11 protein-coding genes and 2 riboswitches are annotated in these 12,249 nt (G+C 45.0%); of the genes, 4 read left to right on the top strand and 7 right to left on the bottom strand.

Annotation, left to right across the window (positions count from 1 at the left end; genetic code table 11):
• Positions 1-51: 51 nt before the first annotated feature.
• The 4 genes from B2M23_RS07030 to B2M23_RS07015 all read right to left on the bottom strand — a co-directional run bounded on the left by B2M23_RS07030 (position 52) and on the right by B2M23_RS07015 (position 4,280).
• Entirely contained in the window at positions 52-831 is a 780-nt protein-coding gene (locus B2M23_RS07030; protein ID WP_038353669.1) for a hypothetical protein, read from the bottom strand.
• Positions 832-1,144: 313 nt separating this feature from the next.
• Positions 1,145-1,786 (bottom strand): CpXC domain-containing protein, encoded by a 642-nt coding sequence (locus B2M23_RS07025; protein WP_038353670.1) that lies wholly within the window; start codon positions 1,784-1,786, stop codon positions 1,145-1,147.
• Positions 1,787-2,430: 644 nt separating this feature from the next.
• The gene (locus B2M23_RS07020; RefSeq protein ID WP_146209132.1) at positions 2,431-3,117 is read right to left on the bottom strand and encodes a TetR/AcrR family transcriptional regulator; all 687 of its coding nucleotides are present in this window, start codon (positions 3,115-3,117) and stop codon (positions 2,431-2,433) included.
• A 119-nt stretch (positions 3,118-3,236) separates the two neighbouring features.
• Positions 3,237-3,398, bottom strand: a riboswitch (cobalamin riboswitch).
• Between the two features lie 57 nt (positions 3,399-3,455).
• The gene (locus B2M23_RS07015; RefSeq protein ID WP_038353671.1) at positions 3,456-4,280 is read right to left on the bottom strand and encodes a leucine-rich repeat domain-containing protein; all 825 of its coding nucleotides are present in this window, start codon (positions 4,278-4,280) and stop codon (positions 3,456-3,458) included.
• Between the two features lie 417 nt (positions 4,281-4,697).
• Positions 4,698-4,827, top strand: a riboswitch (cobalamin riboswitch).
• Between the two features lie 164 nt (positions 4,828-4,991).
• Between B2M23_RS07015 and B2M23_RS07010 the strand changes: the two genes are divergently transcribed.
• Positions 4,992-5,744 carry an energy-coupling factor ABC transporter permease gene (locus B2M23_RS07010; RefSeq protein ID WP_038353672.1) on the top strand — a complete coding sequence of 251 codons (753 nt, stop codon included), beginning with the start codon at positions 4,992-4,994 and terminating at the stop codon, positions 5,742-5,744.
• A gap of 1 nt (position 5,745) precedes the next feature.
• Positions 5,746-6,066, top strand: coding sequence for an energy-coupling factor ABC transporter substrate-binding protein (locus B2M23_RS07005; protein WP_013382165.1), 321 nt, complete (start codon positions 5,746-5,748; stop codon positions 6,064-6,066).
• A 369-nt stretch (positions 6,067-6,435) separates the two neighbouring features.
• Here B2M23_RS07005 and B2M23_RS07000 read toward each other — a convergent pair whose 3' ends face one another.
• Positions 6,436-7,110, bottom strand: coding sequence for an energy-coupled thiamine transporter ThiT (locus B2M23_RS07000; RefSeq protein WP_110060337.1), 675 nt, complete (start codon positions 7,108-7,110; stop codon positions 6,436-6,438).
• Positions 7,111-7,318: 208 nt separating this feature from the next.
• Here B2M23_RS07000 and B2M23_RS06995 point away from each other — a divergent pair, with 208 nt between their 5' ends.
• Together B2M23_RS06995 and B2M23_RS06990 are read left to right on the top strand one after the other, a co-directional pair.
• A complete protein-coding gene (locus B2M23_RS06995) occupies positions 7,319-8,974 on the top strand; it encodes a L,D-transpeptidase family protein (protein WP_052237422.1) in 1,656 nt (551 codons plus the stop codon).
• Between the two features lie 290 nt (positions 8,975-9,264).
• Positions 9,265-9,987, top strand: coding sequence for a DUF5131 family protein (locus tag B2M23_RS06990; RefSeq protein WP_038353673.1), 723 nt, complete (start codon positions 9,265-9,267; stop codon positions 9,985-9,987).
• A gap of 44 nt (positions 9,988-10,031) precedes the next feature.
• Here B2M23_RS06990 and B2M23_RS06985 read toward each other — a convergent pair whose 3' ends face one another.
• Both B2M23_RS06985 and B2M23_RS06980 read right to left on the bottom strand, forming a co-directional pair.
• The gene (locus B2M23_RS06985) at positions 10,032-11,252 is read right to left on the bottom strand and encodes a M20 family metallopeptidase (RefSeq protein WP_052237423.1); all 1,221 of its coding nucleotides are present in this window, start codon (positions 11,250-11,252) and stop codon (positions 10,032-10,034) included.
• Positions 11,253-11,401: 149 nt separating this feature from the next.
• Positions 11,402-12,136 carry a GntR family transcriptional regulator gene (locus B2M23_RS06980; protein ID WP_038353676.1) on the bottom strand — a complete coding sequence of 245 codons (735 nt, stop codon included), beginning with the start codon at positions 12,134-12,136 and terminating at the stop codon, positions 11,402-11,404.
• Between the last annotated feature and the right edge of the window lie 113 nt (positions 12,137-12,249).

Genomic DNA, 12,249 nt, shown 5'->3' with positions numbered 1-12,249 from the left:
CAGGAAATAAGGAGAGGCGTCTCTCCTTATTTCTTAGTCTATTTATTGTTCTTATTGTGCGTTTGCCGCGTCTCGGATTGACTGTGTCATATCCACACGACCACTTTCCTTGACAATCTGCAGGGTATCGTTCCAATTGTAAGAACCATCATCGTTAACCGATTTAGGAACCCAGCTGTCTGTTAAGCCAATGTCTGCCCCGCCGCTTAAAGAATATTCAAAACGGATAACCGCCAGATCACCGTAACCTTTGCTGGTATCAGAGACTAAATCGTCTACTGAGTAATAATAAGGTGAAACAGAAGGGGCAGAAGCGTTGTTTACAGAGAACATCCAGCCAGCAGTACCAGCATATTCAGCAGTGGATAAAGAGCCCGCTGCACCATCATTGACATTATAATCAAACATAACATCTGTTGCGCCATGTCCCTTAGCCATATATTCGGCCTGTGTAATTGAGGCAGGTTTGTTTAAACCCGTTTTATTAAAACCTGTTAAAAAGCTGCCGGAAGCACCCCAGCTACCGGAAATAACATTATTTGCGCCACAAGCAGTTTTCAAAACATCCAGAACTGTCTGTGTTTGTGGAGCTTTACCAGTTACTGTCTGTACGTCTGCTGCGGTAACTTTTGTCGGACCATAAAGAATATTTTGTCCAGCTATTCCTTTAATCTGATTTAATAGATTAGCGTCCACCTGCACATAATAAACGTTTGTTGAAGCGTCTGCAGTCTGTGCCGGCGCTGCGAATGTCGGAGCTGCGAATCCTACCATCATTGCTGCTGAACCTAAAAGTGCTAAACCTCTTTTTGCTGATTTTGCGAATGCCATAATTAAAATCTCCTTTAAAATTTATTTTTTGTTTTTGAACCGGGCTTTCCTTAAAGGGATTGCCCAAGGGCCGTAAATGAGATATAATTATGAAGTCTATAGGAAATATCAGACTTCATGGGACCGTTTGGAAATTAGGCCTTCCATCGGTCCTTTTTCCTGCCCTTTTAACGGCGGGCAGGCGCCTCCTTCACACTTTTACCTTCTTCGATAAAGCTCACTCCTTTCCCATTTTCACAACATAATATTTAAAAAATATTGCTCTCTCTATTTTCTGCTGTGCTCCACTCTGGAACAAGCATTGTAATCCCTGCTACGCCAGCGCTTCCGCCCAGGTTTTATCAATCGCGTACTCGCCTTCCTTTTCCTTAAAACAGGGGGCCAGCCTCGGCGAATTGGCCAGGGCTTTGTAGTCAGCAAAGGGGGTATCGATAAAAATCTGCTTCCCGGCGTTGTTGAGCGCCCCGAACACCACTTTTTTCTTCTGAAACTCAAAGCTTCCAAACAGCACCTTATCAATGGCGATGGGAGAGTTTTCAGCCTTCAGCTTTGCGGATACGTCCTCGTATATTTTATGATCCAGATAGGTGATGATCTTATCATTCAGGTTGGACTCAAAAATATGAATTTTTTCCAGAAGGTCCATCACATCCTTCACAATGCGGATCCGGTAATTTGGAAACATCTCCAAAACCTCCCCCGCCATCGCCGCTGTATCAATGTCGCCCATATCCAGAATCACCATGTATTCTTTTTCCATGTCCTGATATTTTAACGAGTAGGGCTTTGAAAAAGTTTCACCGCACTCTGGACAGGTGTGCTTAAACAGCTCTGTTTTGATGAGCTTTGCCTTCAGCGCCTCATCCAGACTGGCGTTTATGGTATCATATCCTTTAATCTCAAAGGCTTCGCGGCACTTTGGACACTCGATGGTAATGGTTTTTGTTTTGGCCATGATACGGCCTCCTCTCTGTTCCTTCTCAAAATTTTGTATACAAAAAGGGGCTCCTATCATAGAAATTCAACTCAAATAAAACCATACACCATCAAAACAATCGCTGTTTTGATCTGTACAATAACTTTGATTATGAATATCTGTGATAGAAGCCCCAGAATAGCCGTAGAGCGTCTATATTTTCGATGAATAACCCTAGTGACGAGGATTAGTTGCATCAAGACTGTAACAAACAGGTTTCCGACTCGTCTTTACCAGTGGTTTCCGGCAAGCATCACGATAGCGGCTCTGTACTAGGATTCACACCTACTTCCCTCAGGCATCTTGATAAACTCTCAAAAACACCCTAGCTGCAGATAACCAGAATGATTATCATGCGGCAATTCATTACAGTTATTATTAAATTTCACAAACGAGTCGTTCTTTAAAGAATAGCTACAATTGATACAATTTGTTGTCATCTCGTTTACAATGCTTATTCTAGCATTATAATTTATTTTTTGCAACCTCTATTTTTGAGTTTTTTTAAATACAGTTGCTAAAAGTACCATTTCAAGGGCTTTTTCAGCGTTTTTTATTTTTTAAAGTTATCCGCTGAAGGGTTTGATTTATCATCAAAAGGCTATTATTATTTTAGACTTATCTTATAAAATCTGCGGCAGCCTGTCCCTGTACGCATCAAGAAAAACAAAACCGTCCTTCATGGTATTTTTTAAAGTATCACTGCTGATATCAAGGAGCCGGAACATATGGTAGACGATTGATTTCACGAGTTTTTTGGACTTAAACGGCAGCTCTCGCTCATAGTAACGGATAAAGATCTCTTTCTGGGCGCCGTAAAAAGCCAGCGTGCAGGCTTCCATATCTTCCTCGGTATAGCTTTTATTAAAATACTCCAGAACAGAACGGCTGAACAGCTTTAAGACCATCATACGCTTTGTTTTATTACAGTCCCGCCGCGTGATCTCATAGTAGAACTTCATCACATGGGGGTCCTCCACAATACCGGTATAAAAAAGAATCACCGCGGTACAGTACTTAACATACTGCAGTTTTGCCTTTTCTGAATTTTCTCCTACAAAATCATAGAGCTGCATAAAGTAGGTATTGATGATCTCATCAACAATGTCTTCTTTTCTGTTGAAATAATAGGTAAGGGTTCCAAGGCCAACCTGTGCGTTTCTGGCAATATCCACCATTCCCGTATTATTATAACCGCGGGCATAAAATAGCTCCTTTGCCTGCAATAGAATATTTCTCTGAGTTTGTATTCCTTTTTTTGTCCGTTCTTTTTTTATTTCCGGTACTTCCATCTCGAGTTTTAACTCCATGGCATTTACTCCTTTTTCCTGCTTAGCAACCAAAAAAACCTCCTCTGATTCAGAGAAGGAAAACTGCGGCCTGAAAAAAAGAAGGCGTCAGAATTGTCTTATCACTCTAAATCGGAGCTTTAAAAACGTATCTCTGCGCTGGTCTTCTGGCTTTACAATATCATCCTTGTCCCCTTCCCGCCATACTGGCAGTGGTTATTGGACAGGCTTTTTGTATTACAGCTGCGATTACAGCAAGGGGTTCTCACCCTTTTCCCATTACACAGGATAAAATCAGATATTTAATTGTTTTCATCATAGCTTTTTTAACGGCTTTTGTCAAGAATCACAGAGGATTTTTACTGGATATAGCGGACTTTATAATCGTATAGCTTACAATAACGGTCGATCTTGGAGCCCTCAAAACAATGTACGGTTACATCATTTCGGTTAAAGAGCCACTCGCCCACTTCATCGGGGTCGTGTCTTATTTCAACTGTTTTTAAATTAGGGCATCCATGAAACGCCCATTTTCCAATGATTTTTACACTTTCTGGCAGCTTTAGCGCTGTGAGCTTCTTACATTTCAAAAAGCCGGATTCATCAATAATCTCCAGACTCTCCGGCAGCTCCAGCTGCTGGAAACTGCAGTTTACAAAGGCTTCCTTGCCGATATATTTCAAATTTTGCGAAAACCGGATGGATTCCAGGCTTTTGCACATGTAAAAGGTTCTGAAGGGCAGCTTTTCGACGGCGTCCGGAAGCTCGATATATGCCAGCTTATCGCAATTGTAAAAGGCATTTTCCCCAATTTGTATAAGCTGTTTTGGCAGTGTTATATGTTCCAGCCCCCGGCAGAATTTAAAGGTGCGGTCTTTTATGGCGTGTATGCCCTCGGGAATCTCGAGCGTTTGTATCCTTCTGCACTCCATAAAGGCGGCTTCCCCCAGCAGTTTAAGTCCTGAGGGCAGACTGATGGCTGAAAGCATTGTGCATCCCTCAAAGGCATGGCCGCATATTTCCTTAACCGATTCCGCTATTCTGACTTCCTTCAGCTTCGTCAGATTTTTAAAGGTATTAACGCTGATCCGTTCAAAGCCCTCCGGGATATTGACGCGTTTTATGTTTGTCTTTGTCAGATCTTTTTTTGAAAAAGTCTCGATTCGTTTTGTACGCTCACTCATTATTCTCTCCAAAATCACATCTTTTATCAGGCTTTCCAGTACACCGCTTTTATTTTAACGGCAGCCGGACTTATATAAGCTTTTACAATATTCGCACGGCCGATATGCCGTAGTTTCAACAAAGCGCTTTCGTCTTTTAAATCGTCATTTTAATAATCGAGCTTATTCTAATGCACTAATTATATTTAAAGAGCTATAAAACCCAACATCAGAACCTATTGTAGTCTGTTTTTACGATTTTTTCAAATAAACGAAAATATTTTAAGGATATTCATATTTTTCTCTTATACTTTTAATCCAAACACAAAAATACATATAGGGGGTATGTGTATAGCTTAATCTATTCTTTTTTAAAAAAATTCAACTTTATCCATTGACATTATGACATAAGGTGTTATAATTAAAAGCGTAGTCGGTTCTCCGGCACACTTTAATGGTTTCCATCATAAGCGATGGTTAAAGCATAATTGGGTGTAAATCCCAAACGGTCCCGCCACTGTGAGACGCAAGTCGAGTCAGGATGCTGATCATTAAAACTGTATTACATTTGGTTACGAGGAGATAGCTGAGTGTCTGGACGAAATTAAAAGGTTTCAGGATTCATTATTTCGTACTTTCACCGCTTATCTGCCCGATAAGCGGTTTTTTCGTGCTGCTGCGCAGCCTGCTTGAATCGTAGCCCGGTAAAATTCATTTTTCGAGGAGGTAAAAATGACAAAGAATCAAAGAAGGATTGTCACACTGCTTGGCGCGTGGGCGCTTGTATTCGGGATTGTACCCGCCGCAAACGCAATGCACATTATGGAGGGCTACCTTCCTGTGGGGTACTGTATTGCATGGGGTGTTATCTGTATTCCATTTTTAGCTGCTGGTTTTTTCTCGATCAAAAAAACCCTGACCGGCAACAGAAGATCCATTACGTTATTGGCCATGGCAGGCGCTTTTATTTTTGTTATTTCATCACTGAAGATCCCATCTGTAACAGGCAGCTGCTCCCACATGACAGGTACAGGCCTTGGCGCCATCTTGTTTGGACCGAGCGCTGTCAGTATTCTTGGCATTATCGTTTTATTATTTCAGGCCATTCTGCTGGCCCACGGCGGATTGACAACGCTGGGCGCAAACACTTTTTCAATGGCAATTGCCGGTCCCTTTGTCTCTTTTGGTATCTACAAGCTCTGCCAGAAAATGAAGGTTAACCGTAAGGTTGGCGTTTTTCTGGCCGCTGCACTGGGGGATCTGTTCACTTATTGTATTACCAGTATTCAGCTGGCGATGGCTTACCCGTCTGAACAGGGTGGTGTAGCCGCTTCTGCGGTAAAATTCCTGGGGGTTTTTGCACCGACCCAGCTGCCGCTTGCTATTATTGAAGGGATTTTAACGGTTATTATCGTTATCGCTTTAGAAACGTATGCAAGCCCGGAACTCAAGTCCATTGGTTTTTTAGCATCGGAGGAAGTGTAAAATGAGTAAAAACAAAAAATTAGTGATTGTTCTTCTCGTAATTGTCGCTTTACTGGTTGTCGTACCTCTATTTGCCCTCCAGGGCGCTGAATTCGGCGGTTCTGACGACGCAGGCAGCACAATGATCGAAGAGATTCAGGGCGGCGAATATGAGCCCTGGTTTACGCCTGTGCTTGAAACTATGATCAACGGTGAGCTTCCTGGTGAAGTGGAATCCTTGATCTTCTGTCTCCAGACTGGTATCGGCGTCGGTATTCTGGCTTTCTTTATGGGCCGTTTGGTTGAACGGAAAAAGCTCGGCAAGGAAGAGGCTGAGCTGTAGACCTTGTTTTGTACAAATAAATAAACAAAAATAAAACACGCCGTGCAAGCGTGTTTTATTTTTTGAAAGTTATCTTCTGTTTATATAATAGACTAAACAACTCCAGCAAAAAACATTTTCCTTTTATTCTCCAGTTTATCCATACTCTTGTCTCTTTTCGTCTTGTTTAGTCTTGTTTATGAATGGCGCACCACCGCCCCCACTACTGCCTGTCCTACTGCCTGTCCTAGTGCCTGTCCTAGTGCCTATACTACCGCCTGTACTACCGCACCAACTGCCGAGATGTTTTCCCAGTAAAATCCCCTCACATTCCGCGCTCATTAAGTGTAATGCTGATGGTCAGGAAGCAGACTGATCTTATACAAAGGATTAAATATCCGCAATCCGGCGAACACGGGCCAGCCCCTTCGATACCGATGGAACCGCCAGCAAAATCATTGTCAGTGCGCCCTCCGAGAAAATATAGACAGCATTATATACCATTGAATAGGGCAGTGCCCCCCAGCCTTCCCAGGCCATGGAGCCAAAAAACAGCCAGCCGGACAGCACAGCAAATACGTAGCGGCCGCAGATTCCAGCCAGGTACCCCTTTATGAGTCCGTGCTTTGACTGACTGAAAAAGCCAGACAGGCCAAGCGCACCAAAGGCAAGTACATAATCGACAAGCACCTGCAGAGGATATAGAATATAAGGGTCGATCACCATCTGCAGAATGCCATAAGCGATTGCCGCCAGAACCCCTGTCTTGGGACCGTACCAATAACCTGTCAGCGTGATAAAAAGCATACTGAACAATGTTACAGAACCGCCGGTGGGCAAATGAAAAATCTTAATATTCGATGTGACCACCGCCAGAGCAATGGCAGCGGCACAAAAGGTCAGATGCCTGGTGCTGATCTGGCGGTGTTCGTTTTTCCCGGCAACAAGCGATGCAATGACCAGCACAATTGCCATCAGACCGATAAGCACCGCATATCCTGCACCTGTCGGCATATAGCTTACACCACCGTCAGCCGTTACAGGCTTTATAAAAAATTCCAGCATGGTTCTTTACCTCCAAATATGCAGTATTCTAAATTACAAATCTGATTTTATTATACGTTTCGTCAAGTAACGCTGTCAACCAGCGTCTGACGATAAAACGATTCTTAAAGTTCATAGAAGGGCTTAATATTCACAAATTAAAGATTTACCTTTGCTCAAAAAAATGATAAAATCAATTATATACTGCAAAAAAAGAGGATTTAATCTTATGGATGAAAAGAATTTACAAGATCAGCGCGAGGAGCGTACCCCCGAAGAGCAGGCGATTGAAAACGCCTCTCTTTTTGAGCGTCCCGTCCCCCCGGAAGATGAGGTCATCATTGATGAACCTGCTGCGCCGGAGGCCCAGGAGGAAACCATCATTGATCCGCCTGAGCCGCCAGAGGGCGGAACTGAAAATGATGACGATGCGGCCGGCGAGGTTCTCACCTTTGATGATGACAGCACTGCCGATGATTCCTTTGACGGCGGGGAGCCGCCGGATTCTAAAGAAAAGAAAAGCCATAAAAAGGTCTGGATTGGCATTGGTGTTGGGATTGGCATTATCCTGGCCCTTTATCTTGGCTTAAGCTTTTATTTCAGCACTCGTTTCTATTTTAACACTACCATGAACGGTTTCAATGTCACTGGCAAAACCGCCGCTCAGGTGGATGAAGAAATGCAGCAGAATGCCGCAACACACACGCTGACCCTCAAGGAACGCGGCGGAAAAACCGAAACAATTGCCGCCGATCAGGTTAATATGCGCTATATTTCTGACGGTAAAATTTCCCAGATGTTAAATGACCAGAATGCTTTTGCCTGGCCGATGTCTCTGGTGCCGTCGGGTCATCAGGATCTGGAAGCGACCTTCAGCTACGATGACACTCAGCTTACCAATGCACTGAACCAGCTTCAGGCTGTATCTGGGGCGGATGTCGTCAAGGTGGCCAATGCTTATCCTAAATTTAACGGTACAAGCTACGTGATTGAACCAGAGGTCACCGGCAGCGAGCTGGACCCTGCCAAGCTCAAAGAAGCCGTGAAAAACGCTATTTTATCCGGTGATACCGAGCTGGATCTGGAAGCGGCCGGCTGCTATAAAACGCCTTCCTTTACCAAGGATTCTTCCAAGGTTAAGGCCGCCATGGATACTATGAACAAGTATCTGAACGCAGCAGTTACCTATACCTTTGGCAACGCAACAGAGGTTCTTGATAAAAATACCATTAATACCTGGCTGGCTGTGGACGGCAATATGGACGTCCAGTTCAATCAGGATCTCATGACCACCTATGTGGCCAATTTATCGGATAAATACGATACCTACGGCATTACGCGAAGCTTCCAGACAAGCGGCGGCGGAAATGTCAGCATTGCCGGCGGCGATTACGGCTGGCTGATCGACCAGGATGAAGAGGTCGCTGCCCTCATTCCAATTATCCAGGCGGGACAGCCTGTAACCCGTGAACCGGTTTACGCACAGACAGCCGCAAGCCATAACTCTCCAGACTACGGCAACACCTATGTTGAAATAAGCCTTGGCGGACAGTACATGTGGTTTTATAAAAACGGCGGTCTAGTCGTTGGCACTCCTATTGTTACAGGAAGCCTGAGCGGTGGGTTTGCCACCCCAAGCGGTGTCTACGGGCTTGATTACAAGGCAATGAATGTTACTTTAAAAGGCGAAGGTTACGCCTCACCGGTTACCTTCTGGATGCCCTATGCCGGCGATATCGGGATTCATGACGCCTCCTGGCGCACGGATTTCGGCGGCAGCATTTATGTAAACAGCGGCTCACACGGTTGTGTCAACACACCCTACGCAGCTGCTCAGGCCATCTATAACGGTATCGAGGACGGTACCCCTGTTATTGTCTATTAATGCGGTTAAGGCGGTTAAGGCACCTGAGAGACGAAGCCTTTTACCTAAGGAAGAAAAAAGTGTCCTGCGGGCACTGCCCTCACAGGGAAGCGCTTCTTCACTAAAGTGGATGTCTGATCTCGCCAGTGTCCGGCTATTCCGATCGTGCGGCACAATTCCTGGCCGTTATCCGCAGCGCCTGGACCTTTTTGCTTATCTGGATAAAAGGCGCAGTCTCGGGCTACGCCGCTTTTTAACAGCCTGTGGCGTTCCAAAACGGAACGCCTTTATTATTTTAGAAGGAGGATCCTATGTCGATCACCTGGAATCCCTGGCATGGCTGTCAAAAGATCAGCACCGGGTGCCAGAACTGTTATGTCTACCGCATGGATGAGAAATACGACCGCGACAGCCATCAGGTATCTAAAAATTCCTGCTTTGATCTGCTGCTGAAGAAAAAGCGAGATGGAACTTTTAAAATCCCGCCGGGCGAATTGGTCTATACCTGCTTTACCTCCGACTTTTTTCTGGACGCCGCGGACGCCTGGCGGCCTGAGGTATGGGCCATGATGCGTGAGCGCTCTGACTTAAACTTCATGTTTATCACAAAGCGTATCCACCGCTTTTATGAATGTATTCCAGAGGACTGGGGCGACGGTTATCCCAATGTCCATATCTGCTGTACTGTTGAAAATCAGGCCATGACCGACTACCGGCTGCCGCTTTTTAAAGAGGCGCCCATTCGCTGTAAAAGCATTGTGTGTTCTCCCCTGCTCGGTCCCATCGACCTCACTCCCTGGCTCGATCCTTCCTGGGTATGCCAGGTAACTGTCGGCGGTGAATCCGGCCTCAACGCACGGGTCTGCCACTATGACTGGATACTGAGCCTGCACAGACAGTGTGTTGATGCCAGGGTCGCCTTTCATTTCCAGCAGACCGGCGCCCGCCTCATAAAAGACCATAAGCTCTACCAAATCAAGCGCAAAGACCAGCACTCCCAGGCAAGAAAGGCAGGAATTAACTACACACCATAAAAAAGACCAGCTGCATGGCTGGTCTTTTTTTGAGTTCTATTCTGTTATTTCTCTTTCAAGTCAAGGACAGCGGCAAGCATTGCCTCTGTTCCCTCAATGGTCTTCATCATCTGCGAAATTTTAACCTGCTCTTTGGGCTGATGTGCCCATTTCTCTTCGGCATGAGAGTACCCAATGGTCGGAATCCCCCGCAGTCCTGCGGTATATCCACCATCTGTCCCAAATTTCCAGTAAAAACACTCTGGCTTTTGCCCTGCGTTCTCCAGTGCGTCCAGAGCCTTTTTTACAGCAGGTATCTGCTGGTCCGTCGCCCAGGGCGGATGGTATTTATTAACTTCACAGGTGTAGCCTGTATAAGTCTTCTCACAGTAAGCCCGCGGATACACCTCTGCCTTAAATTCCGGGTCCTTTTCTGCAAAACTATCAAGCACAGCTTTAAGCTGACGCACCACGTCCTCCAGTGTTTCATCCGGCGAATAACGCCGGTCAATGGATATTTCGCATTCGTCAGGGATAATACTCTGCGCTCCCGGCCGGACAATACAGTCGGTTATTGTAACAGAGTTATCCCCCAAAACAGGATGCCCTTTAAGGGTTTTTGGCATCTCCTCGAAAATATACTGCATAACAGGCAGCATTTTTTCAAGCGCGTTGATGCCCTGCCTTGGCTGAGAGGAATGAGCTGTCTTTCCCATGGTTTTAACGACAAGCTCCACCTTTCCACGATGCCCCAGCGCCACTCTTCCTGAACTCGGCTCACATAGAATACACAAATCGATTTTTTCACCTTCAAGGGTATGATCAATGAGATACTGCATTCCCAGCATTTCCGCTGCCTCTTCATGTACGACGGCCGAAAAAATAACCTTCCCCTTCAAAGAAGCGCCTGCATCCAAGGCCCGCTTGATCTGCTTAAATGCAAAAAACTGTGCTGCCAGCCCTGCTTTCAAATCACTGGCCCCTCTTCCGATCAGCACGTCGCCTTCCACAGCTGCCTTAAAAGGGCTGTAGGGCTTCCAAGCCTCCAGACTTCCTTCTGGCACCACATCAAGATGTCCGTTCAGCAGAACGACCGGCCCTTCTCCACCATCAATCTCTCCATAGACATTGCCCGCTTCATCAACCTGGGGTGTGACACCAATTTGATCTAAAGCGTTCTGAATAAATACTGCTGCTTTTCCTTCTTCTCCGGAAAGAGATGGTATTTCAATCAATGCTTTTAAAAACGTTACATAGTCCTTTTGCATTTTACAATCATCTGACATTTTGTTTCCTCCTGATATTAATTACTTACGTTTATCAGTCGGTTAACGCTATTCAAAATGAAAAGACCAGCAGCTCAAGCCCAAAGGACCTGCTATCTTAATAATATCCAGGTTTTATAAGGCTCTTGAAGCGGCTGGTCTCACCTCGTTTATAAATTATGAAACTCATATTTTAATTTGATTTTATCTCCGCGAAAGACAACTTTCGAATACTCATAGGGCGTATCATCCTGCGCAAAAAGAATATCTTCAAGAATCAGCAGCGGATAGCTTTCTTCTACACGGAAAAGCTGGGATTCTTTTTTAGACGCCTTGACCGATTCCAGCGTTTCCTGTATACGCGTAGGTAAAAGCTGGTATTCTTTCTCAAGAATAACACACAGCTGCTCATCGACAAGGTCATGCTTCTCGATGCCCTCGCATAATTGTACCGGAATATAAGAGTAATGCAGACTGATCGGTTTCCCCTTAAGATAACGCATACGCTCAATCAGCATAACCGGCGCGGCTTCTGGAATACGCAGCTTTCTCGATACACTGCCAGAAGCCTGAATAATGGCAGAATCTAACAGTTTTGTCGTCGTTTCGTACCCCATACGCTCAAGCTGCTCCCGAAAGCCCATGTAAGCTAAAGACTCCGTCATAATCTTAGGCTCTGATACAAAGGTACCCTTTCCCGGAACACGGTAGAGCACGCCTTCCTGAACCAAATTCTGACAAGCCGTCCGAATGGTCATACGGCTCAGATCATACTCTTTGCTCAGCTCGCTTTCAGAGGGGATTGCAGTTTGTGGTTTCCAAATGCCGGTGTCTATATTATTTCGGATCAGCTCTTCCAACTGAACATAAAGTGGCTTTGGATTATTTCTTTCAATACTATTCATCTTTAATCCTCCTGAAAGTGTGTGTCTATATCATACCATAATCTTAAACGCTTTTTCAATATCGTAAACCACTTTGTTATAACGCAAACTTTCTTATGGCTTCAATTTAAACC

The sequence above is a fragment of the Eubacterium limosum genome (genome assembly GCF_000807675.2).
GTDB lineage: Bacteria > Bacillota > Clostridia > Eubacteriales > Eubacteriaceae > Eubacterium > Eubacterium limosum.
The sequence above is the reverse complement of the archived record's forward strand: the minus strand, read 5'-3'. Positions and strand labels throughout refer to the sequence as shown.